The 21,994-nt window shown below is 61.3% G+C and carries 33 protein-coding genes and 1 pseudogene; 8 read left to right on the plus strand and 26 right to left on the minus strand.

What is annotated here, in order from left to right; genetic code table 11:
- Positions 1-5 precede the first annotated feature (5 nt).
- The 6 genes from CXB49_RS18670 to lnt all read left to right on the plus strand — a co-directional run bounded on the left by CXB49_RS18670 (position 6) and on the right by lnt (position 4,948).
- Entirely contained in the window at positions 6-293 is a 288-nt protein-coding gene (locus CXB49_RS18670; RefSeq protein ID WP_101709772.1) for a YciI family protein, read from the plus strand.
- Positions 290-961 carry an HAD family hydrolase gene (locus CXB49_RS18675; RefSeq protein WP_101709773.1) on the plus strand — a complete coding sequence of 224 codons (672 nt, stop codon included), beginning with the start codon at positions 290-292 and terminating at the stop codon, positions 959-961. Before CXB49_RS18670 ends, CXB49_RS18675 begins: the two co-directional genes overlap by 4 nt.
- On the plus strand, positions 958-1,923 hold the full coding sequence (locus tag CXB49_RS18680) for a PhoH family protein (RefSeq protein ID WP_101709774.1): 966 nt from the start codon (positions 958-960) through the stop codon (positions 1,921-1,923). The genes CXB49_RS18675 and CXB49_RS18680 overlap by 4 nt, the downstream gene beginning before the upstream one ends.
- Entirely contained in the window at positions 1,904-2,410 is a 507-nt protein-coding gene (gene ybeY, locus CXB49_RS18685; protein WP_101709775.1) for an rRNA maturation RNase YbeY, read from the plus strand. Before CXB49_RS18680 ends, ybeY begins: the two co-directional genes overlap by 20 nt.
- Positions 2,411-2,413: 3 nt before the next feature.
- Positions 2,414-3,265 carry an HlyC/CorC family transporter gene (locus CXB49_RS18690; RefSeq protein ID WP_101709776.1) on the plus strand — a complete coding sequence of 284 codons (852 nt, stop codon included), beginning with the start codon at positions 2,414-2,416 and terminating at the stop codon, positions 3,263-3,265.
- Positions 3,266-3,457: 192 nt separating this feature from the next.
- The gene (gene lnt, locus CXB49_RS18695) at positions 3,458-4,948 is read left to right on the plus strand and encodes an apolipoprotein N-acyltransferase (protein WP_101709777.1); all 1,491 of its coding nucleotides are present in this window, start codon (positions 3,458-3,460) and stop codon (positions 4,946-4,948) included.
- A gap of 73 nt (positions 4,949-5,021) precedes the next feature.
- Here the strand turns inward: lnt and CXB49_RS18700 are convergent, their stop codons facing one another.
- Positions 5,022-6,665 (minus strand): methyl-accepting chemotaxis protein, encoded by a 1,644-nt coding sequence (locus tag CXB49_RS18700; RefSeq protein ID WP_101709778.1) that lies wholly within the window; start codon positions 6,663-6,665, stop codon positions 5,022-5,024.
- A 166-nt stretch (positions 6,666-6,831) separates the two neighbouring features.
- A complete protein-coding gene (locus CXB49_RS18705) occupies positions 6,832-8,709 on the minus strand; it encodes a methyl-accepting chemotaxis protein (protein ID WP_101709779.1) in 1,878 nt (625 codons plus the stop codon).
- 400 nt (positions 8,710-9,109) lie between these two features.
- On the opposite strand from CXB49_RS18705, the gene CXB49_RS18710 reads away from it, so the two are divergent.
- Together CXB49_RS18710 and CXB49_RS18715 are read left to right on the plus strand one after the other, a co-directional pair.
- The gene (locus tag CXB49_RS18710; protein ID WP_101709780.1) at positions 9,110-9,907 is read left to right on the plus strand and encodes an MOSC domain-containing protein; all 798 of its coding nucleotides are present in this window, start codon (positions 9,110-9,112) and stop codon (positions 9,905-9,907) included.
- Between the two features lie 32 nt (positions 9,908-9,939).
- On the plus strand, positions 9,940-10,854 hold the full coding sequence (locus tag CXB49_RS18715; protein ID WP_101709781.1) for a glutaminase: 915 nt from the start codon (positions 9,940-9,942) through the stop codon (positions 10,852-10,854).
- 96 nt (positions 10,855-10,950) lie between these two features.
- Here the strand turns inward: CXB49_RS18715 and rplQ are convergent, their stop codons facing one another.
- The 24 genes and pseudogenes from rplQ to rpsS form a co-directional block, all read right to left on the minus strand.
- Entirely contained in the window at positions 10,951-11,346 is a 396-nt protein-coding gene (rplQ, locus tag CXB49_RS18720) for a 50S ribosomal protein L17 (protein ID WP_101709782.1), read from the minus strand.
- 24 nt (positions 11,347-11,370) lie between these two features.
- A complete protein-coding gene (gene rpoA / locus CXB49_RS18725) occupies positions 11,371-12,354 on the minus strand; it encodes a DNA-directed RNA polymerase subunit alpha (RefSeq protein WP_101710772.1) in 984 nt (327 codons plus the stop codon).
- A gap of 23 nt (positions 12,355-12,377) precedes the next feature.
- Complete coding sequence (gene rpsD, locus CXB49_RS18730) at positions 12,378-12,998, minus strand: 30S ribosomal protein S4 (protein WP_101709783.1); 621 nt, start codon at positions 12,996-12,998, stop codon at positions 12,378-12,380.
- Between the two features lie 18 nt (positions 12,999-13,016).
- Positions 13,017-13,412, minus strand: coding sequence for a 30S ribosomal protein S11 (gene rpsK / locus CXB49_RS18735; protein ID WP_011137709.1), 396 nt, complete (start codon positions 13,410-13,412; stop codon positions 13,017-13,019).
- A gap of 17 nt (positions 13,413-13,429) precedes the next feature.
- Positions 13,430-13,792, minus strand: coding sequence for a 30S ribosomal protein S13 (gene rpsM / locus CXB49_RS18740; protein ID WP_021478370.1), 363 nt, complete (start codon positions 13,790-13,792; stop codon positions 13,430-13,432).
- A gap of 70 nt (positions 13,793-13,862) precedes the next feature.
- Positions 13,863-13,976 carry a 50S ribosomal protein L36 gene (gene rpmJ, locus CXB49_RS18745; RefSeq protein ID WP_101709784.1) on the minus strand — a complete coding sequence of 38 codons (114 nt, stop codon included), beginning with the start codon at positions 13,974-13,976 and terminating at the stop codon, positions 13,863-13,865.
- Between the two features lie 37 nt (positions 13,977-14,013).
- A pseudogene (gene infA / locus CXB49_RS23980) lies at positions 14,014-14,197 on the minus strand (translation initiation factor IF-1).
- Positions 14,198-14,255: 58 nt separating this feature from the next.
- Positions 14,256-15,575 (minus strand): preprotein translocase subunit SecY, encoded by a 1,320-nt coding sequence (secY, locus tag CXB49_RS18755; protein WP_101709786.1) that lies wholly within the window; start codon positions 15,573-15,575, stop codon positions 14,256-14,258.
- Positions 15,576-15,586: 11 nt separating this feature from the next.
- Positions 15,587-16,018, minus strand: a complete 432-nt coding sequence (gene rplO / locus CXB49_RS18760) for a 50S ribosomal protein L15 (RefSeq protein ID WP_011137714.1) — start codon at positions 16,016-16,018, stop codon at positions 15,587-15,589.
- A 3-nt stretch (positions 16,019-16,021) separates the two neighbouring features.
- Positions 16,022-16,207 carry a 50S ribosomal protein L30 gene (gene rpmD, locus CXB49_RS18765; RefSeq protein WP_043627110.1) on the minus strand — a complete coding sequence of 62 codons (186 nt, stop codon included), beginning with the start codon at positions 16,205-16,207 and terminating at the stop codon, positions 16,022-16,024.
- Complete coding sequence (rpsE, locus tag CXB49_RS18770) at positions 16,200-16,718, minus strand: 30S ribosomal protein S5 (RefSeq protein WP_101709787.1); 519 nt, start codon at positions 16,716-16,718, stop codon at positions 16,200-16,202. Before rpsE ends, rpmD begins: the two co-directional genes overlap by 8 nt.
- 12 nt (positions 16,719-16,730) lie before the next feature.
- A complete protein-coding gene (gene rplR / locus CXB49_RS18775) occupies positions 16,731-17,084 on the minus strand; it encodes a 50S ribosomal protein L18 (protein WP_101709788.1) in 354 nt (117 codons plus the stop codon).
- 13 nt (positions 17,085-17,097) lie between these two features.
- Entirely contained in the window at positions 17,098-17,631 is a 534-nt protein-coding gene (gene rplF, locus CXB49_RS18780) for a 50S ribosomal protein L6 (RefSeq protein WP_101709789.1), read from the minus strand.
- 9 nt (positions 17,632-17,640) lie between these two features.
- Positions 17,641-18,036, minus strand: coding sequence for a 30S ribosomal protein S8 (gene rpsH / locus CXB49_RS18785; protein WP_101709790.1), 396 nt, complete (start codon positions 18,034-18,036; stop codon positions 17,641-17,643).
- A 14-nt stretch (positions 18,037-18,050) separates the two neighbouring features.
- Complete coding sequence (gene rpsN, locus CXB49_RS18790) at positions 18,051-18,356, minus strand: 30S ribosomal protein S14 (protein ID WP_101709791.1); 306 nt, start codon at positions 18,354-18,356, stop codon at positions 18,051-18,053.
- A gap of 4 nt (positions 18,357-18,360) precedes the next feature.
- Positions 18,361-18,900, minus strand: coding sequence for a 50S ribosomal protein L5 (rplE, locus tag CXB49_RS18795; protein WP_088736468.1), 540 nt, complete (start codon positions 18,898-18,900; stop codon positions 18,361-18,363).
- A 9-nt stretch (positions 18,901-18,909) separates the two neighbouring features.
- The gene (rplX, locus tag CXB49_RS18800) at positions 18,910-19,224 is read right to left on the minus strand and encodes a 50S ribosomal protein L24 (protein WP_043579388.1); all 315 of its coding nucleotides are present in this window, start codon (positions 19,222-19,224) and stop codon (positions 18,910-18,912) included.
- Between the two features lie 9 nt (positions 19,225-19,233).
- Positions 19,234-19,602, minus strand: coding sequence for a 50S ribosomal protein L14 (gene rplN / locus CXB49_RS18805; protein WP_043579386.1), 369 nt, complete (start codon positions 19,600-19,602; stop codon positions 19,234-19,236).
- A 203-nt stretch (positions 19,603-19,805) separates the two neighbouring features.
- Complete coding sequence (gene rpsQ, locus CXB49_RS18810) at positions 19,806-20,069, minus strand: 30S ribosomal protein S17 (protein WP_021478361.1); 264 nt, start codon at positions 20,067-20,069, stop codon at positions 19,806-19,808.
- Between the two features lies 1 nt (position 20,070).
- Positions 20,071-20,259 carry a 50S ribosomal protein L29 gene (gene rpmC, locus CXB49_RS18815; RefSeq protein WP_021478360.1) on the minus strand — a complete coding sequence of 63 codons (189 nt, stop codon included), beginning with the start codon at positions 20,257-20,259 and terminating at the stop codon, positions 20,071-20,073.
- Positions 20,259-20,675: a 50S ribosomal protein L16 gene (rplP, locus tag CXB49_RS18820; RefSeq protein ID WP_043579384.1), complete on the minus strand. Its 417-nt coding sequence runs from the start codon at positions 20,673-20,675 to the stop codon at positions 20,259-20,261. Before rplP ends, rpmC begins: the two co-directional genes overlap by 1 nt.
- Positions 20,659-21,360: a 30S ribosomal protein S3 gene (gene rpsC, locus CXB49_RS18825; RefSeq protein ID WP_101709792.1), complete on the minus strand. Its 702-nt coding sequence runs from the start codon at positions 21,358-21,360 to the stop codon at positions 20,659-20,661. Before rpsC ends, rplP begins: the two co-directional genes overlap by 17 nt.
- Positions 21,361-21,370: 10 nt before the next feature.
- On the minus strand, positions 21,371-21,700 hold the full coding sequence (rplV, locus tag CXB49_RS18830) for a 50S ribosomal protein L22 (protein ID WP_021478358.1): 330 nt from the start codon (positions 21,698-21,700) through the stop codon (positions 21,371-21,373).
- A 9-nt stretch (positions 21,701-21,709) separates the two neighbouring features.
- Positions 21,710-21,988: a 30S ribosomal protein S19 gene (rpsS, locus tag CXB49_RS18835; RefSeq protein ID WP_011137729.1), complete on the minus strand. Its 279-nt coding sequence runs from the start codon at positions 21,986-21,988 to the stop codon at positions 21,710-21,712.
- Between the last annotated feature and the right edge of the window lie 6 nt (positions 21,989-21,994).

Below are 21,994 nucleotides of genomic sequence, written 5' to 3' on the forward strand. Positions count from 1 at the left end.
GAAAAATGTTCGTAGTGTCGCTGACGTATATCGCCCCGCTGTCCGATGTCGACGCCTTGCTGGACGCCCATGTCGTCTGGCTGAAGCAGGCCTACGCCGACGGCGCCTTCCTGGCCTCCGGCCGCAAGGTGCCGCGCGAAGGCGGCGTCATCCTGGCGCGCGGCGAACGCGCCGCGCTGGAGGCCCGCCTGCGCGACGACCCGTTCGCCAGCGGCGGCGTCGCCCGCTACGACATCATCGAGTTCGTGCCCGGCATGACCGCCGCCGGGCTGGAAAGCCTGAAGGACGCATGAGCGCGAGCGGCATCAAGGCCCTGTTGCTGGACCTGGACGACACCTTGTTCGACGACGACCATGCCACCCGGCAGGCGTTCTCCGCCTTTATCGGACCGCATGCCGCCCGCTTCGCCGAATCCGAAACCGCGCTGTTCGCGCGCTGGCGGACCTGCGTCGACCGTCACTGGCGGCGCTTCGAGACCGGCGAGCTGACGATGGCGCAACAGCGCCACGCGCGGCTGCGCGACTTTCTCGGCCAGCCGGACATCGCCGAGGACGAGGCCGCGCGGCTGTTCCAGCCCTATATGGACGCCTACCGCAGCCACCGCCGGCTGACCCCCGGCGCGGCGGCCTTCCTCGACGCCACCGGCCACCTGATCCGCATCGTCGTCAGCAACGGCGGCGCCGAACAGCAGCGGGCCAAGCTGGCCCACCTGGGCATCGCCCACCATTTCCGCCACGTCGTCACCGTAGACGACGCCGGCGCGGCCAAGCCGGACCCGCGCATCTTCCGCCACGCGCTGGCGCTGGAAAACCTCGCGCCCGAGCACTGTCTGATGGTGGGCGACGACCTGGAACGCGACATCGCGCCGGCGCGCCGGCTGGGCATGGCCGTCCGCCATGTTTCGCCTGGCAGCCACGCCGCCGTTTTTCAACAGTTAAGCGAACAATTGCAAAACGCATGAGCACAAGCGAACCCCTCAGCTTCAACCCGGTCGACAACGACAGGCTGGCCCGCCTGTGCGGTCCGCTGGACGAAAACCTGAAACAGATCGAAACCGGGCTGGACGTCGTCGTCCAGCGCCGCGGCGAGACCTTCCGCGTCCAGGGCGCGACCGCCAAGGCCGCGGTGGAGGCGCTGACCCGGCTGTATCTCTTGGCCGACAAGCAGGACATCTCCATCGACGACGTGCAACTGGCGCTGGTCGAGCTGCGTCAGCAGCAATCGACCGCCGAGCAGGAAGAGTCGCCGGTGCTGGCGACGCGCCGCGGCGACCTCAGGGGCCGCACGCCGAACCAGGCGCGCTACATCAAGGCGATACAGCAGCACGACGTCACCTTCGGCATCGGCCCTGCCGGCACCGGCAAGACCTATCTGGCCGTGGCCTGCGCGGTGGACGCGATGGAGCGCGACGCCGTCAAGCGCATCGTGCTGGTTCGCCCGGCGGTGGAGGCCGGCGAGAAACTGGGCTTCCTGCCCGGCGACCTGGCGCAGAAGGTCGACCCATATCTGCGGCCGCTGTACGACGCGCTGTACGACCTGATGGGCTTCGACCGGGTGACCCGGCTGTTCGAGAAGAATCTGATCGAGATCGCGCCGCTGGCCTATATGCGCGGCCGCACGCTGAACCACGCCTTCATCATCCTGGACGAGGCGCAGAACACCACGCCGGAGCAGATGAAGATGTTCCTGACCCGGATAGGCTTCGGCTCGCGCGCGGTGATCACCGGCGACGTCACCCAGATCGACCTGGCGCGCCACCAGAAGAGCGGCCTGGTCGAGGTCGAGCGCATCCTCGACCAGGTGCGCGGCATCCATTTCCACCATTTCAACAGCAACGACGTGGTGCGCCATCCGCTGGTGCAGAAAATCGTCGACGCCTACGACCAATATCAAAGCAAGCAAGATGAAAAAAGCCAAGCGTAACCCGCTGCTGGCCCGCCTGGCGGCGCGGCTGGAACTGAGCCTGGACGTGCGCAGCGACGCCGCCGCGCTGCCGGAGCCGGCGCTGATCCGCCGCGCCTGCCAGGCCGCGCTGCGCCGCGACGTCAAACAGGCCCAAGTCAGCATCATCATCGTCGACGCCGCTGAAGGCCGTCAGCTGAACAACGATTACCGCGGCAAGGATTATGCGACCAACGTCCTCAGCTTCGCGCTGAACGAGGGCGAGCCGGTCGCCGGCCTGCCGCTGTTCGGCGATCTGGTGCTGTGCGCGCCGGTGGTGGAACAGGAAGCCGCCGAGCAGGGCAAGGACCTGATGGCGCACTACGCCCACCTGCTGGTGCACGGCATGCTGCACCTGCAGGGCTTCGATCACGAAGAGGACGACGAGGCCGAAGCGATGGAAGCGCTTGAAACTGTCATCGTTCAGCAGCTAGGATATCCCGATCCCTACCACGAGGAGCACATCTAAGAAATGGAAGACCCCAGTAAACCACGGCCCAGCTGGCTTGAACGCCTGTCCACCATGCTGTTGCGCGAGCCGGAAGACCGCGAGGAGTTGATCGAACTGCTGCACAACGCCTTCGAGCGCAATCTGCTCGATGCCGAGGCCCTCGGCATGATAGAAGGCGTGCTGGAAGTGAGCGAACTGACCGTCCGCGACGTGATGATCCCGCGCAGCCAGATGCACGTGCTGAACATCGACGACCCGATAGACCGCTTCCTGCCGACGGTGATCGACTCCGGCCACTCGCGCTTTCCGGTGATAGGCGAAAGCAAGGATGACGTTCAAGGCATTCTGCTGGCCAAGGAATTGCTGCGCTACTTCCATGCGCCCGCCACCTTCAATCTGAAGACCGTCTTGCGCCCGGCCGTGTTCGTGCCGGAGTCCAAGCCGCTGAACGTGTTGCTGCGCGACTTCCGCGCCACCCACAATCACATGGCGGTGGTGGTCGACGAATACGGCGGCGTCTGCGGCCTGGTCACCATCGAGGACGTCATCGAGCAGATCGTCGGCGACATCGAGGACGAGTACGATATCGACGACGACGAGGACGACATCGTCCCGGTCCGCGGCCACGAGCGCTACCGCGTCAAGGCGCTGACCGAGATCGAGGACTTCAACCACTATTTCGGCACCGACTACGCCGACGACGACGTCGACACCGTCGGCGGCCTGGTGATCTCGCTGACCGGCCACCTGCCGAAACGCGGCGAGAAGATAGAAGCCTCCGGCTTGCGCTTCACCGTGCTGCGCGCCGACAGCCGCCGTCTCGACACGCTGCTGGTCGAACGCATCCAGCTCGCCGCCGACGCCGCCGAATAGTTCCCGCTCCAGTCAGAGATGAAAGCGCGAGGACAAGCGAGCAGGGCCGCAGACCGTGCATCCGGCACGGCAGGGCCCCGCAAAGCGAAGCCGACGAAGCCATCACTCTAAATGGAGTTGGAATAAGGCCTATGCTGAAATACGGCCGGCTCCCGGGCCGGCCGTCTGGCCCACATCCATACAAGCTGCACCATGCGAATCCTGATCCTGCTCCTGGCCGCCGCGCTGACCGGCGCCCTCACCCTGTTTGCCTTCGCCCCGTACCGGCTGTGGTGGCTGATGCCGCTCTGCCTGGCGGCGCTGATCGAATTGACCCAGCGCGCGCCCAAGCGCGCGTTCTGGCTAGGCTATGCCTGGGGCCTGGGCGCCTATGTCAGCAACTTCCGCTGGATCTATTCCAGCCTGCACGACATCGCCGGCCTGCCGGCCTGGATAGCCGCGCCGCTGGTGCTGCTGCTGCCGGCCTATCTGGCGCTGTATCCGGGCCTGGCCACCTGGATCGCCTGCCGCATCGACCCGCGCCCCGGCCTGCGCTGGCTGGTGGCCTTCCCCGCGGCCTGGGAACTGGGAGAATGGCTGCGCGGCTGGGTGATGACCGGCTTCCCCTGGGCCGCCGCCGGTTATTCGCAGATCACCGAAAGCCCGCTGGCCGGCTATACCCCGATCGGCGGCATCCACCTGGTCAGTTATCTGGTGGCGCTGTCGGCCGGCGCGCTGGCCATGCTGGCGCGCGCCGGCATGCGGCAGCGGCTGGCCATCGCGCTGGCCGCGGCGCTGCTCTGGGGCAGCGGCTTCTGGCTGCGCGACATCGAGTGGACCGCCCCGCGTGGCAAGCCGATCAGCGTGGCGCTGGGCCAGGGCAATATCGCCCAGGAAATGAAGTGGACGCCGGAAAATCTGGAAAACTCGCTGCTGACCTATTACCGCCAGGTGGCGATGAGCCGCGCCGATCTGATGATCCTGCCGGAAACCGCGCTGCCGCTATTCCTCGACGACCTGCCGTCCGGCTATCTGTCGATGATCCGCGGCGAAGCGTCCCGCTCCGGCATGGCGCTGGCCACCGGCATTCCGCGCCGCACCAATGACGGCCGCGGCTATCTGAACGCCGTGGTGGCGCTGTCCGACCCGAAAATGCCGTACTACGCCAAGGACCATCTGGTGCCCTTCGGCGAATTCGTGCCGCTGCCGGGCCTGATAGGCTGGATCTACCAGCATATGGACATGCCGCTGTCCGGCTTCAGCCGCGGCGGCGCGGAGCAGCCGCCGCTGACGCTCGGCGCCCACAAGGTGGCGTTCAACGTCTGCTACGAGGACAGCTTCGGCGAGGAGTTGATCGGTCCGGCGGCGCAGGCCGACATGCTGGCCAATGTCAGCAACCTGGCCTGGTTCGGCAAGAGCGAGGCGATGAGCCAGCACCTGCAGCTGTCGCAGGCGCGGGCGCTGGAAACCGGTCGCTACGTGCTGCGCGCCACCAATACCGGCATGACCGCCATCATCCGCCCCGACGGCGAAATCTCGGCGGTCGCCGCGCCGTTCACCGCCCAGGTGCTGACCGGCTTCGCCCAGGGCCGCCAGGGAATGACGCCGTATATGCGCGTCGGCAACCTGCCGGTGGTGGTCGGCTGCGCGGTCCTGCTCTTGCTGTCGCTGCTGCTCGGCTGGCGCCGGCGCGGCCGCCACTAGCCGCCTCCGATAACAAAGGGCCCGACGCGCGTCGGGCCCTTGGCTTTTCCACCGCGGCCGATGGCCGCGTACGCTACCCCCTCACCGAGAAGCGCGACACCAGTTGCCGCAGATTGACGGCCAGCTGGTTCATATTGTCGATCGCCCGCGAGGCCGACTGCGACGCCGCGGCGTTGCTGCTGGCGCTGTGGGCGATCTGCTCGACATGCTGGGCAATGGTCTGGCTGGCCACGCTCTGCTCCCGCAGCGCGTGGGAAATATCGCCGATCACGGCGACCACGCCGCTGGCGCTGTCCTGGATGCGGGCGATCTCGGAGCCGGCCTGCTCGGCCAGATCCAGCCCGGCCTTCACCCGTCCCACGGCCTCCTCCATGCTGTGGCGGGAATGCTCGGCGCCCTGCTGCACATCCTGGATCATCGTGGCGATTTCCTGCGTCGCCTGCGCGGTGCGCTCGGACAGCTTGCGCACCTCGTCCGCCACCACGGCGAAGCCGCGGCCCATCTCCCCGGCGCGCGCCGCCTCGATCGCCGCGTTCAAGGCCAGCAGATTGGTTTGGTCGGCGATGTCGCGGATCACCTGCATGATGCTGGAAATCGTCTGCGTCTTGTCGGCCAGGCTGGTGATGATGCCCGAGGTCTGGTCGACCGCCTCGTTGATCCGGCGCATCTCCCCCACCGCCTCCGCGATCACCGCGCCGCCGTTCTTGGACAAGGTGCCGGACTCGTTGGCCAGCTGGCGCGCGTCCTGCGAACGGTCCGAAATGTGATTGACGCTGACCGTCAGTTGCTCGATGGACGCCGCCATCGCGGTGGCCGCCGCGCTCTGCTGCTCCGAGCCCCGCCCCACCGCCTCGGCCTCCCCGGTCACCTCGCCGCTGACCTTGGACAGCTGCTTGGCGCCGTCGACGATGTCGCGCACCAGCCGTTCCAATTCGAGCTGCATCGCGCCGACGGCCGCCATCAGGCTGTCCGTGTCGCCGGGCCGAACCTTCACCGCCTCGCCCAGCTGGCCGGCGGCGATGCGCTTGACCACCGCCACCGTATCCTGCGGGTCGGCGCCCAGTTGCCCCAGCACATTGCGCAATATCATGCCGCCCATGCCCAACAGCGCCAGCAGCGCCACCGCCATCACCCCGCCCAGCAGCATCAGTTCGCGGCGGAAGGCCACCGCGACATCGTCCAGATAGATGCCGGTGCCGACGATCCAGTGCCAGCGCGGCGTGGTGGTGACATAGGAAATCTTCGGCTGAGGCTGGTCGAAGCCCGGCTTGCTCCACACGTATTCGCCGTAGCCGCCGCCGCTGGGCGACGAGATCGCGTCCTGGAACAGCGTCTTCAATTCGACGCCGTTCGGATCCTTGACGCCGGCCAGATTCTTGCCGATCAGCTCCGGCTTGGCGCCGTGGGCCACGTAGTTCCAGTCGGCGTCATAGGCGAAGAAATAATCGGCCTTCTCGTAATGCATGGAGCTGATCGCCTTGGACAGCGTGCGCTTGGCGTCCGCCTCGCTGATCTTGCCGTCCGCCACCAGCTTCTCGTAGCTGGAGACCAGGCCCACCACGCTCTGCACCAGATTGCGCACCTTGTCCTGCCTGTCCTGCAACATCACCTGCCGCTGGTTGTACACCGATACCACGCCGAGGCCGCACACGACCACCGCCACCAGCGCCATCAGGCCGATCAACCGGGCCTTCAGGCTCAAGCCTGCCTTCGTCATTTCCCGCTCCTTCCCCAACCCGCACGTATTCGTACTTATTCTGATAGTCACACCACATTCTAGAAACCGGCGTTTCCTGCCGCCACACCGTTTTGTCGCGCCGGCCAAAACCCTCGCGGCGGGCATGAAAAAGCCCGGACGCGCCGGGCTTTCGGAACCGCCGCGATCAGACGCGGAAGCTGGAGAACAGCTGTCGCATGCTGCTGGCCGATTGCGACAGGTCCGACAGCGTGTCGCGCACCGTCTGCAGCGCGCCGTCGCTGTCGACGATGCGGCCGTTGATCTGCTCGGTGCTCTGCGCGATCAAGGTCGTCGCCTTGTGCTGCTCGCTGGTCGACAGCGTGATCTCGTTCATCTTGGACATCACCTCCTGCATCGCCTGCTGGATCTGCTCGATGCGCTCCACCGCGCTCTGAGTCAGCTCCACGCCGCCGTCGACCGAGCTGACGGTGCGTTGCATATTGTTGACCGCCTGGCTGGTTTCCTCGCGTATCGTGCTGACCATGCCGGAAATCTCCACCGTCGCCTGGCCGGTGCGCTCGGCCAGCTTCCTGACCTCGTCGGCCACCACCGCGAAGCCGCGGCCCATCTCGCCGGCGCGCGCCGCCTCGATCGCCGCGTTCAGCGCCAACAGATTGGTCTGGTCGGCGATATCCTTGATCACATTGGTGATGCCGCTGATCTGCTGCGAACGCTGATCCAGCGAGGACAGCATCGTCGACAAGCCCTTCACCGCCTCCACCGTGCTGTTCATCTCGTTGGAAATCCGCAGCATGCCGCTGGCGCTGTCGCTGGACACGTCGCCGGTATGGGTGACCAGCGTGTCCGCCTCGCGGGCCGCGTCGGCGATGTGCGAGATGCTGACGGTGATCTCCTCCAGCGTCGCCGCGTTGGAGCTGGACACGTCGGCGATCTGCCGCGAATCGTGGGCCACCTTGTCCACCGTATGCGTCACGCTCTCGACGCCGCCGGTGACGCGCTCGGCCTCCTCCTTCACCGCGATGAACATCTTCTGCAACTGGCCGATGAAGCGGTTGAAGGCGGTGGCGGTCTCGGCGATCTCGTCCTGGCCGGTCACCTGGATGCGGCGGGTCAGATCGCCCTCGCCCTGCGAGATTTCCAGCATCGCGTTGCGCAGGCGGCCCAGGCCGGCCAGCATCTTGCTCAGCATCACGCTGGCGACCGGAATCAGGATCAGCACGCACAGCGCGCCAATGCCGATCACGGTCAGCAACAGGGTGTTCAGCGGGCCGGTCACCACCGATTCGTCGGTCACCACGCCCAGCAGCCAGTTCGTCCCCTCCACCGGCTGCACTTCGATCAGCTTGCTCTCGCCGCCGATGCTGATCTCCTGCATCGTGGTATCCGTCGCCAGCTTGGTCAGGCGATCGCCGGTCAACTCCGGCACTTTCTCCGACAGCGGCTTCAGCGTCAGGCTGGCGTCCGGGTGGGCGATCACCTTGCCGCTCTTGTCGACCAGGAAGGCGAAGCCGTTGCCGCGCAGCTTGACCGACAACACCGTCTTGACCAGATCATCGATGAAGATGTCGCCGCCGACCACCGCCTTCAGCCCGGTGCCGTCCTTGACCGGCGATACGAAGGTCACCACCAGCTTCTTGGTGTCGAAATCGACATAAGGGTCGGACACGCCCGGATTGCCGCTGGATGCCGCCTGCTGGTACCACGGCCGCGCGACCGGGTCGTAGCCCTGCGGCTGCGGCTTCATGTCGGAACGGATCATCACGTGGTCGGCGGTGCCGATATACATCATGTCGAAACCGCCGGCCTGGCTCATCCGGGCCAGCGTCTGCCTCGGATCCGGTGTGCCGACCAGCGGATTGCCGGCGATCGCCACGCCGACCTTGCTCTTGTACCAACTGCTCACCAGGGCCGAATAGCCCTTGGAGGTCCCGCCCAGCTCATTATCGACGCCCCGGACGATTTCATTCCGCATCTGGCCGTAGACCAGCACGGTAATCACCATACCCAGCAATACCAACAGCAGGGCAATAAAAGCAATCAGCTTGACACGCAAAGAGCGCATTCTCGTTCTCCTCATCCCCAATCACATGCGACGCCGTCACAGCCAAAGGCATGCTGTGTCAGGCACTGTTATCATGTATGCCACTACTCCGGTTTAGTCCGTATCGCCACAAAGCTCAACGGACAATTCCGTGTCGCCGCAACTATCTCGCAGGCATAAGCGATCAGGATTTGATCGCCGTCATGCCATCCCCGCTCGAACATCCGAACAATCGGACAATATGCTGCCGACACAGCAATTTAAATTGCCCCCCGAATATATGCAATGGCGCACTTACAAATTCCGGCAGAGTCTAAGCGCAATTTTGGTTAACGATGGTGTCACGCACCCTTATCCCGCGCTGTTCCCACCGTCGGGCCGGTGTTAGCATTCGGCAGACCGATTCCCCACGGAGTGTGCAATGCAGTTGACCGCGATGTTCGTCCACCCGCTGAAATCCACTCGCGGCATAGCCTTCGACCGCGCCTACGCCGGCCCGCTCGGGCTGTTGCACGACCGCGAATGGCTGCTGGCGACGCCGGACGGCAATCAGATCACCGCGCGCAGCCATCCGCAGCTGCTCAGAGTCGCCGTCGAGCTGCTGCCGGGCGGCCTGCTGCTGCGCTATCCGGGCAAGCCGTCGATCTGCGCGCTGGCCACCGCGTTCCAGCGCCCCCACCCGGCCCAGGTCTGGAAAGACAGCTTCGAAGCCTGGCACGGCGACGAGAGGCTGGATGCCTGGTTCGCCGACATCGTCGGCTGCGACTGCCGGCTGCTATGGCTTGGCGCCCGCTCCAACCGCGCCTTCAAGCACGGCGCCGACGGCATGAGCTTCGCCGACGGCTATCCGTTCCTCTTGGTCAACCAGGCCTCGCTGGACGATTTGAACCGCCAGTTGGAGCAGCCGGTCGCGCTGCGCAATTTCCGTCCCAATCTGGTGGTCTCCGGCGACTACCCGTGGATGGAGGACGAATGGAAGGCGATCCGCATCGGCGACATCGAATTCGAGGTGATGAAGCCCTGTACCCGCTGCGTGTTGACCACCGTCGATCCGGAACTTGGCGAGAAACGCGCCGACGGCGAGCCGCTGCGCACCCTGGTGCGCACCCGCCGGCTCGACGAGGGCGTCTGCTTCGGCGTCAATCTGCGCGCCCGCAACGCCGGCATGCTGACCTTGGGCGCGCCGTTGGAGATCGTGGAGGAGCGCTACAGCTTCTAGACTGGGCCATTGCCCGTGCTTACAATCGCTGAATGAATCTGCAAGCGCTCATTGAAGATATCCGGCAGCAGGTGCTGCCGTTCTACGGCCAGGGCCGGGTCGCCGACTACATTCCGGCGCTGGCGGCAGTGCCGCCTCGCCAGTTCGGCTTCGCCATCGCGGCGCTAGACGGCCACGAATACGCCAGCGGCGACGCCGAGACGCCGTTCTCGATCCAGAGCATCAGCAAGGCCTTCATGCTGGCGCTGACGCTGCAGGCCGACGGCGAGGAGTTGTGGCGCCACGTCGGCAAGGAACCGTCCGGCAATCCGTTCAACTCGCTGGTGCAGCTGGAGTACGAGCACGGCATCCCGCGCAATCCCTTCATCAACGCCGGCGCCCTGGCCGTCACCGACCGCGCGATCGGCCATTTCGGCGACGCCCACGCCCGGCTGCTAGCCTGGCTGCGCGACGAAACCGGCAATGCCGCCTTGTCCGCCGACGCGGCCATCGCCGCGTCCGAGCGCGAACACGGCGACCGCAACGCCGCGCTGGCCCATTTCATGAAGAGCTACGGCAATCTGGGTCAACCGGTGGCCGCGGTGCTCGGCCAGTACTTCGACAACTGCAGCATCGCGATGAGCTGCCGCGAGCTGGCGCGCGCCGGCCTGTTTCTCGCCAACCACGGCCTGTCGCCGCAAACCTCGAGACAGTACCTGACCCGCAGCCAGGCGAAACAGGTGAACGCCGTCATGTTGACCTGCGGCACCTACGACGCCGCCGGCGAATTCGCCTATCGCGTCGGCCTGCCGGTGAAGAGCGGCGTCGGCGGCGGCCTGCTGGCGGTGATCCCCGGCAAGATGAGCATCGCCGTCTGGAGCCCTCAGCTGGATGCCCGGGGCAACTCGGTGCTGGGCCTGGAGGCTTTGGACCGCTTCACCACCCAAACCGGCCTCTCCATCTTCTAGACGCGGCGAAACCGGGCGCGACTACGCGGACCCGGTTTTCGAGGGCATGAAAAAAGCCAGCTCCTGGGAGCTGGCTTTTTCTTTCAACTTCGTCGATTACTCGGCGGAGTCGTCTTCAACTGCAACGGCATCTTCCGGACGGTCCACCAGCTCTACCAGAGCCATCGGGGCGTTGTCGCCCTTGCGGAAACCGTACTTCAGAATGCGAACGTAACCACCATTGCGGGTAGCGTAGCGCGCGCCGAGCACGTCAAAGAGTTTAACCACGATATCGCGGTCACGAGTGCGGTCGAACGCCAAACGACGGTTGGCGAGAGACGGCTTTTTGCCGAGCGTGATGAGCGGCTCGGCCACACGACGCAGTTCCTTGGCCTTCGGCAGCGTGGTCACGATAACTTCGTGCTTCAGCAGCGAGTTGGCCATGTTACGCAGCATCGCCAGACGATGGCTGGTCGTGCGGTTCAGTTTACGATTACTGTAACGATGACGCATTGTTAATGTCCTTTAGTCTCAAACTTACGGCTTTTCCAGACCAGCCGGAGGCCAGTTCTCGAGCTTCATGCCGAGAGTCAGGCCCTTGGAAGCGAGAACTTCCTTGATCTCGTTCAGCGACTTGCGGCCGAGGTTCGGAGTCTTCAGAAGCTCGGTTTCGGTACGCTGGATCAGATCGCCGATGTAATAAATGTTCTCTGCTTTCAGGCAGTTGGCCGAACGGACCGTCAGTTCAAGATCGTCTACCGGACGCAGCAGGATCGGATCGATCGGCGGCGCCTTTTCAACGACTTCTTCAACCGCTGTGCCCTGGAGGTCGGCAAAGATCGACAGCTGATCCATCAGGATGCGGGCCGCGTTGCGCACGGCCTGCTCCGGCTCGATCACGCCATTGGTCTCGATATCGAGCACCAGGCGGTCGAGGTCGGTACGCTGTTCCACACGGGCGCTTTCCACAGCGAAGCTCACGCGGCGAACCGGCGAGAAGGAAGCGTCCAGTTGGATGGTACCGATGGAACGGTTGTCGTCATGGCTCAGACGAGTGGACACCGGCTGATAGCCGCGGCCCTTCTCGATCTTGACCTCCATGTCGATCTTGCCGCCGGAGGAGAGGTGACAAATCACGTGTTCCGGATTGATCACTTCCACATCATGCGGCAGCTCGATATCGCTAGCCAAGACAGCGCCCTCGCCATCCTTTTTCAAGGTCAGCACGACACTGTCGCGACCATGCAGCTTAAGCACTACGCCCTTGAGGTTGAGGAGGATGTCGACGACATCCTCCCGCACGCCATCAAGTGCGGAATACTCATGCAAAACGCCAGCGATAGTCACTTCGGTCGGAGCGTAGCCCGGCATAGACGACAGCAGGATGCGACGCAGCGAATTGCCCAGAGTATGGGCATAGCCGCGCTCGAACGGCTCCATCGACACGCGAGCGTGAGTGGCGGAAACCGGCTGTACGTCGATCAGACGAGGTTTCAGAAATTCCGAAGCGCTGTTTTGCATAGTCATTCCCTAAGAGCTAGCGATTACTTGGAGTAGAATTCCACAACGAGTTGTTCGTTGATATCGCTAGACAGTTCGGAACGTTCCGGAGCGGATTTGAAAGTGCCTTCCATCTTCTTGGAGTCAACCAGGACCCAAGACGGGAAGCCGCCTTGCTCGGCCAGAGCCAGGCCTTCAACGATACGAGCCTGCTTCTTAGCCTTCTCGCGGACGGACACTACGTCACCGGCTTTAACCTGGAAGGACGGAATGTTCACAACCTGGCCGTTCACAACGATAGCCTTGTGGCTCACCAGCTGGCGCGCTTCGGCGCGAGTGGAGCCAAAGCCCATGCGATATACAACGTTGTCCAGGCGGGACTCAAGCAGCTTCAGCAGGTTTTCACCCGTGGAGCCCTTGCGACGCACAGCTTCCGCAAAGTAGTTGCGGAACTGACGCTCGAGTACGCCGTAGATGCGGCGGATTTTCTGCTTTTCACGCAGCTGGACGCCGTAGTCAGACAGGCGGCCGCGACGGGCGCCATGCTGGCCTGGGGCAGCATCCAGTTTGCATTTGGAATCCAGTGCACGACGCGCGCTCTTCAGGAAAAGGTCGGTGCCTTCACGACGAGCGAGCTTGCACTTCGGGCCAATATAACGTGCCATGTTCTCACACTCTCCGAATTAGATACGACGTTTTTTGGGCGGACGGCAACCGTTGTGCGGTACCGGCGTCACGTCGGAGATGCTGGTGATCTTGAAACCCAGCGAGTTGAGTGCGCGAACAGCGGATTCACGACCCGGGCCCGGGCCTTTAATACGAACTTCGAGGTTCTTCACACCGTATTCTTGGGCAACTTTACCAGCGTGCTCTGCGGCTACTTGAGCGGCAAAGGGTGTACTCTTGCGCGAGCCCTTAAAACCAGCGCCGCCAGAGGTAGCCCAAGACAGTGCATTGCCTTGACGGTCGGTGATAGTGATGATGGTGTTGTTGAACGAAGCGTGCACGTGCACGATGCCTTCGCTAACAGACTTGCGCACTTTTTTACGTACACGGACAGCTGTGTTTGCTTTAGCCATTATCTGTGTTCCTTAGTTTACTTCTTGCCGGCGATCGCCTTGCGCGGACCCTTACGGGTACGAGCATTGGTGCGAGTGCGCTGACCGCGGCACGGCAGGCCACGACGATGGCGGAAGCCGCGGTAGCAGCCCATGTCCATCAAACGCTTGATGCTCATGGTGATTTCACGACGCAGGTCACCTTCAACGGTGAACTTGGCGACTTGATCACGCAGAGTCTCCATTTCAGCTTCAGTCAGATCCTTCACCTTGGTGGAAGGATTCACGCCAGCTGCAGCACAAATCTGCTGAGCGCGAGTCTGACCGACGCCGAAAATTGCCTGCAGGCCGATAACGGCATGCGCATGATTGGGGATATTTACCCCTGCAATACGGGCCATACTCTTTCCTTAAGCCTTAAGACCTTGAAAAGTTTGCGATTGTATCACGCAAATCCTGGTCTAACAAATGTTAGCCTTGTTTTTGCTTGTGACGCGGTTCCGTGCAAATGACACGCAACACGCCTTTGCGACGAATAAGTTTGCAATTACGGCAAATCTTCTTTACAGAAGGCTGTACTCGCATGGTTTAGATCCTTTCAAATCCAAAAAGAGCAAATGCGTTACTTCGCTCGGAACACAATGCGGCTCCGGAACAGATCGCATGGGGTCAACTCCACGCTCACCTTGTCGCCGGGCGGGATGCGGATGCCGTGCATCCGCATCATCCCGGAGATATGCCCCAGTACCACACGTCCACTTTCAGGCCGGGCCCGGGGAACTCGCGCGAGTCGAATTCACCAGGATCCCGTCCCGCACCTGGATAGTGTCTTCCTAGCCATATAACCCAGTGTCAACTCGTGTGTCAGCGGGTAAGGGCGTTGCCTTTGAAGTTGGCCTTCTTCAGCAAGCTCTCGTACTGATGCGACAACACGTAGGACTGCACCTGAGCCATGAAGTCCATGGTCACCACCACGATGATCAGCAGCGATGTACCACCAAAGTAGAACGGCACATTCCACTTCAGGATCAGGAACTCCGGCAGCAGGCAGACCAGCGTGATGTAGATCGCACCGATCAGCGTCAGCCGCAGAATGATTTTCTCGATGTAACGAGAAGTCTGCTCGCCAGGACGGATGCCCGGGATGAACGCCCCGCTCTTCTTCAGGTTGTCAGCCGTTTCCTTCGGGTTGAAAACCAACGCCGTGTAGAAATAGCAGAAGAAGATGATCGCCGCCGCGTACAGCAGCACATAGATCGGCTGGCCCGGGTGCAGCTTGTCAGCCACACCCTTCAACCACGACATGTGCTCGCCCTGGCCGAACCAACCGAGAACGGTGGCCGGGAACAGGATGATGCTGGAGGCGAAGATCGGAGGAATCACCCCCGCCATGTTGAGCTTGAGCGGCAAATGCGTGCTCTGGCCCTGCATGACGCGATTGCCTACCTGACGCTTGGCGTAGTTCACCAGGACCTTGCGTTGGCCACGCTCTGCGTAGACCACCACGAAAGTCACCAGGATCACCCCGACGAACAACAGGATGGCAAACAAGATGGGCAAGGAGCCCTGACTGGTCAGCGTCAAGGTCTTACCGATCGCAGCCGGAACACCCGCGGCGATACCCGCGCAGATGATCAGCGAAATACCGTTGCCGATACCACGCTCGGTGATCTGTTCGCCCAACCACATCAGGAACATGGTTCCAGTGACCAGAGACACCACGGTTGTCAGGTAAAACTCCCACTGAGCAGTCATCACCAGGTTAGGCTGCTTGTACAACATCACCGCAATGCCGAAACTTTGAAAAGTCGCGAGCCCCACGGTGGCATAACGCGTGTACTGGGTTATCTTGCGACGTCCCGCATCGCCTTCCTTCTTCAGCTGCTTCAGGCTGGGCAGAACCTCGGCCGCAAGCTGCAGAATGATGGAAGCCGAGATGTACGGCATGATGCCCAGGGCAAATACCGTAAACCTCGAGAGGGCGCCGCCCGAGAACATGTTGAACATGTCGAGCAGGCCCGTCTGCGATGTGTGGAACAACTTCGCTAGTTCGGCAGGGTTGATACCCGGGACCGGAATATGGGCGCCGATACGATAAACGATCAGCGCGCCGATCAGGAACCAGATTCTACGCTTCAGATCACCAAACTTATTGGCATTGGCCACTAGAGAAGTATTCGCCACAAATTTATGCCTTATTCAATGCTGCCGCCGGCAGCCTCGATGGCAGCGCGGGCGCCAGCGGTAACGCTGATACCACGCAGTTTCACTGCGCGCTCAACCTTACCGGACAGGACTACCTTGGCAACTTGTGCCTGAGCAGCCACCAGACCGGCTTGCTTGAGAGCCAGCAGATCGATTTCATCGACCGGCAGCAGGTTCAGTTCGGACAGGCGAACTTCGCAAACGAAGCGAGCCGTCAGAGACTTGAAGCCACGCTTCGGCAGGCGACGTTGCAGCGGCATTTGACCGCCTTCGAAGCCTACCTTGTGGAAACCACCAGCGCGGCTCTTCTGACCCTTGTGGCCGCGGCCGCAAGTCTTGCCCAGGCCGGAACCGATGCCACGGCCGACACGGCGCTTGGCATGCTTGGCGCCGACGCCCGGTTGTACGGTGTTCAGCAGCATCTCTTAGCCCTCGAATTTGAGCAGGTAGCTGATCTTGTTGATCATGCCACGGTTTTCAGGGGTATCGAGCACTTCAACGGTCTGGCGGATCTTGCGCAGACCCAGACCACGGGCGCAGGCCTTGTGAGACTCCAGGCGACCGATCAGGCTCTTTACCAGAGTGACCTTGACAGTCTTGGCGTTACTCATGACCCACCCCCAGGATGTCCTCGACGCTCAGGCCACGCTTGGCGGCGATCTGCGACGGGGTGTTGATGTTGCTCAGGCCATTCAGGGTCGCACGCACCACGTTGTACGGGTTCGTAGAGCCATGAATCTTGGCCGAAACATTGTGAACACCCATTGCATCAAAGATCGCGCGCATCGGGCCGCCGGCCTTCACGCCGGTACCTTCTTTGGCCGGCTGGATGAAGACGGTGGTCGCGCCGTGCTTACCGACAACGGTATGCTGCAGCGTGCCGCCCTTCAGCGGGATCTTAACCAGGTTGTGACGGGCTTGTTCCATCGCCTTTTGAACAGCGACCGGAACTTCCTTGGAACGGCCCTTACCCATGCCGATACCGCCGTTGCCATCGCCAACCACGGTCAGAGCGGAGAAAGCCATGATACGGCCGCCCTTGACCACTTTGGTGACGCGGTTGACGCTGATCATTTTCTCGACCAGACCGTCGCCGCGATCTTCCATTTCGTGCTTAGCCATTCTTTACTCCGATTAGAATACGAGGCCGTGTTCGCGAGCGGCGTCAGCCAGTGCCTTCATGCGACCGTGGTATTTGAAACCGGAGCGGTCGAAAGCAACTTTCTCGATGCCTGCGGCTTTTGCCTTCTCGGCAATGCGCTTGCCGATCACGGCAGCAGCTGCCACGTTGCCACCATTGGCCATTTCAGCGCGGACGTCGGCTTCCAGCGAAGAAGCGCTGGCCAGTACCTTGTTGCCGGTCTCGTCGATGATCTGAGCGTAAATGTGGCTATTGGTGCGGTACACAGTGAGACGCACCATCTTGAGCTCCGCGATCCGGGCACGGGTTTTACGTGCGCGGCGGAGTCGAGCTTGTTTCTTGTCCATGTCAGTGCCTCAGTTACTTCTTCTTGGTTTCTTTCAGAACCACAACCTCGTCGGCGTAGCGAACACCCTTGCCCTTATAGGGCTCCGGCGAACGGTAAGCGCGAATCTCGGCTGCGACCTGGCCCACGAGCTGCTTGTCAGCGCCCTTGACCAGGATCTCGGTCTGAGTCGGGGTCTCAATCTTGATGCCAGCCGGCATCTTGTGAGCCACCGGGTGCGAGAAACCCAGAGACAGGTTCAGGGTATCGCCTTGAGCCTGGGCACGATAGCCCACGCCTACCAGCTGCAGCTTCTTCTCGAAGCCCTTCGATACGCCGTTCACCATATTGTTCAGCAGCGCGCGCAGGGTGCCGGACATGGCACGTGCGAACTTGCTGTCGTTCTTGGCGGCGAAAGTCAGCTGACCATTGTCCAGCTTCACTTCCACGTCGTTGCACAGAGCGGTGTTCAGGGAGCCCAGGGCGCCTTTCACAGTCACGTCTGCAGCGCCGAACTTCACTTCGACGCCGGCCGGAATGATTACCGGATTCTTAGCTACGCGAGACATTTGACCCCCTTAAGCCACGACGCAGAGCAGCTCGCCACCGATACCGGTGGTGCGTGCCTTGCGGTCAGTCATGATGCCTTGGGAAGTGGACAGAATCGCCACGCCCAGACCGTTCATGACCTTCGGGATTTCGGTGGAGCCCTTGTACACGCGCAGGCCAGGACGGGATACGCGCTCGATGCGCTCGATCACCGGACGGCCAGCGTAGTACTTGAGCTGGATATCGAGAACAGGCTTCTTGGCCTCGCCGGCAACGGCGAAGTCTTCGATGTAGCCTTCCTCTTTCAGCACCTGCGCCAGCGCAACTTTCAGCTTGGAAGACGGCATGGAAACTGCCACCTTGGAAGCGCGTTGGCCATTGCGGATGCGGGTCAACATATCGGAAATAGGATCGTGCATGCTCATTTATGTGTCTCCTATTACCAGCTGGCCTTCACAACACCCGGAATCTCACCCTTCATGGCGATCTCACGCAGCTTGTTGCGACCCAAACCGAATTTGCTGAATACACCACGCGGACGACCGGTGATGGCGCAGCGGTTACGCTGACGCACCGGGGAGCAGTTACGCGGCAGTTGCTGCAGTTGCAGACGGGCGGCGAAACGCTCTTCTTCCGAGAGGTTCTGGTTTTTGATGGTGGCGAACAGCGCTTCACGCTTGGCGGCGTACTTTTCAGCCAGCTTGACGCGCTTTTCTTCACGGTTAATCAGTGCAAGTCGTGCCATGTGCTTAACCCTTGAACGGGAACTTGAACGCGGCCAGCAGTGCGCGGGCCTCTTCGTCAGTCTTCGCCGTAGTGGTGACAGTGATGTTCATACCACGCAGAGCATCGATCTTGTCGTACTCGATTTCCGGGAAGATGATCTGTTCTTTGACGCCCATGTTGTAGTTGCCGCGGCCATCGAAGGACTTGGCGGACACACCACGGAAATCGCGAACGCGCGGCAGCGCGATGGTCACCAGGCGGTCCAGGAACTCGTACATGCGTTCGCGACGCAGAGTTACCTTGCAACCTACCGGGTAGTTGTCGCGGATCTTGAAGCCTGCGATGGACTTGCGAGCGGTGGTGACAACCGGCTTCTGGCCGGCGATCTTTTCCAGGTCGCCCACGGCAAATTCCATTACCTTTTTATCGGCAACGGCTTCGCCCACACCCATGTTCACGGTGATCTTCTCGATACGCGGAACTTGCATGATCGACTTGTAGCCGAACTGTTTCATCAGTTCCGGCACTACGCTGTCTTTGTAGAAATCGTAGAGACGTGCCATGTTTGCTCCTTAGGCGCCGATAACTTCGCCGCTGGACTTGAACACGCGTACCTTGCGGCCGTCTTCAAGAACCTTGAAGCCCACGCGGTCAGCCTTTTGGCTTGCCGGATTGAAAATCGCGACGTTCGATGCGTCCACAGGCATGGTTTTTTCAACGATGCCGCCGGCCACGCCACGTACCGGATTCGGTTTCTGGTGCTTCTTGGCGACGTTAACGCCTTCAACGACCAGCTTCTCATCCAGAACACGCAGGACAGTGCCGCGCTTACCCTTGTCTTTACCGGTGATTACTACGACTTCATCACCTTTGCGAATCTTGCGCATGTGACCTCCTTACAGAACTTCAGGAGCCAGCGAAACGATCTTCATGAAGCGTTCGGTACGCAGTTCACGCGTAACGGGCCCGAAGATACGAGTGCCGATCGGCTCAAGCTTGTTGTTGAGCAGAACGGCAGCGTTGCTGTCAAACTTGATCAAAGAGCCATCCGGACGGCGCACGCCTTTGGCAGTGCGTACCACGACCGCATTGTAGACGTCGCCTTTTTTGACGCGACCACGCGGAGCGGCATCCTTGATGCTCACCTTGATGATGTCACCTACGCTAGCATAGCGACGCTTGGAGCCACCCAGCACTTTGATGCACATAACGTGACGCGCACCAGTGTTGTCAGCGACCTCAAGCATGGTCTGCATTTGGATCATTTGATGATTACCTTTCTAATCCAACTTTATCCGTCACTTTCACCTGCCGGTTTCTCGCATAAGAGCAAGACCAAACAGACGAAACGCCACAGACGACCTGTGGCGTGTCAAACGGCCAGTTTTGGACCCCGTAAGGGCGGAACTCCTGCATGGAAGATGCAGGAGATGGCCATTATACAGAGGACCGAAGTCCTCTGCAAGCTTTACACCTGGCGAGATTTCTCAACCAGGCCAGTTACCACCCACGACTTGGTCTTCGAGAGCGGGCGGGACTCGCTGATGATCACCAGATCGCCTGCCTTGAACTCGTTGTTTTCGTCGTGCGCGTGGAACTTCTTCGAGCGACGGATAATCTTGCCGTAGATCGGGTGCTTCACTTTGCGCTCGACCAGAACGGTTACAGTCTTATCCATCTTGTCGCTGACCACAACGCCGGTCAGCGTACGTACTACCTTGGTTTCGCTCATCTTAAACTGCCTTTTCTTTCAGAACGGTGCGCACACGAGCGATATCGCGACGCACTTTCTTCAGTTCAGAGGTCTTGGCGAGTTGCTGAGTAGCGTGCTGCATGCGCAGCGCAAACTGGGCCTTCAGCAGGCTCAGCAGTTCCACCTTCAGCTCATCAACAGTTTTGGCTTTCAGTTCGGACGCTTTCATTACTGACCTACCTGTTTGGTTACGAACACAGTGGCGATCGGCAACTTAGCTGCGGCCAGACGGAAAGCTTCGCGAGCGAGTTCCTCGGATACGCCATCCATTTCATACAGCATCTTGCCAGGCTGAATTTCAGCCACGTAGTACTCCGGAGAGCCCTTGCCCCCGCCCATACGGACTTCGGCAGGCTTGGAGGTGATCGGCTTGTCCGGGAAGATACGGATCCAGATGCGACCGCCACGCTTGATGTGACGGGTCATCGCGCGACGCGCAGCTTCGATCTGGCGCGCCGTCAGGCGACCGCGACCCATAGCCTTCAGACCGAAATCGCCAAAGCTCACCTTGTTGCCACGAGTGGCGATACCGGTGTTACGGCCTTTGTGCTGTTTGCGGTACTTGAGTCTAGTTGGCTGCAGCATTGCGGGCACCCTTTCTCATTTTCTTCTCCGGAGCAGCCGGAGTCGCCAGAACCTGACCCGGCTTCAGCTCACCCTTGTACACCCACACCTTGATGCCGATGATACCGTAGGTGGTCTTGGCCTCAGAGGTGGCGTAGTCCACGTCGGCGCGCAGGGTATGCAGCGGCACGCGGCCTTCGCGGTACCATTCGCTACGAGCGATGTCGATACCGTTCAGACGGCCGGACGACATGATCTTGATGCCTTCGGCACCCAGACGCATGGCGTTCTGCATCGCGCGCTTCATGGCGCGACGGAACATCACGCGCTTCTCCAGCTGGGAAGCGATGCCGTCGGCGATGATTTGCGCGTCCAGTTCCGGCTTGCGAACTTCTTCGATGTTCACGTGAACCGGCACACCCAGACGCTTCTGCAGTTCCTGCTTCAGGATCTCGATGTCTTCGCCCTTCTTGCCAATCACGACACCCGGACGGGCGCTGTGAATGGTGATGCGGGCGGACTTGGCCGGACGCTCGATGGTTACGCGGCCAACCGAAGCATGACCCAGGCGCTTCTTCAGGAATTCGCGAACTTCGATATCCTGCTTCAGCATCTCCGGGAAGTTCTGCGAAGACGCGAACCACTTGGAAGACCAGTTTTTGGTGACGGCAAGACGGAATCCCGTCGGATGAATCTTCTGACCCATTTCTTACCCCTTAATTGCCAACGGTCAAGGAAATGTGGCAGGTCTGCTTTTCGATGCGGTTGCCACGACCCTTAGCACGGGCAGTGAAACGCTTCAGACTAGCGCCCTTGTCAACGAAGATGCTGGTGACACGCAGGGTGTCGATGTCAGCGCCTTCGTTGTGCTCGGCGTTAGCAATTGCAGATTCCAGCACTTTCTTGATGATTACCGCGCCCTTCTTCGGGGAGAAGGCCAGGATATTCAGCGCCTGGGCCACGGATTGACCACGGACCAGATCGGCTACCAGACGGCACTTTTGGGCCGACAGGCGAACACTTTTCAGATTTGCAGATACTCTCATCGCTTCACCTTACTTCTTCTTCGCCTTCTTGTCGGCAGCATGGCCTTTGAAGGTGCGAGTCAGCGAGAATTCACCCAGTTTGTGACCGACCATGTTTTCAGAAACATAGACGGGAACGTGGGTGCGACCGTTGTGTACAGCGATGGTCAGACCAATGAAGTCCGGCAGGATGGTCGAACGACGCGACCAGGTCTTGATCGGACGCTTGTCGCTGGTTGCCCGTACCGCATCGACCTTCTTCAGGAGATGCAGGTCGACGAACGGGCCTTTTTTCTGCGAACGTGCCATTGTCAA

Origin of the sequence: Chromobacterium sp. ATCC 53434 (assembly GCF_002848345.1) — a bacterium.
In the GTDB taxonomy this organism is placed as follows: Bacteria; Pseudomonadota; Gammaproteobacteria; order Burkholderiales; family Chromobacteriaceae; genus Chromobacterium.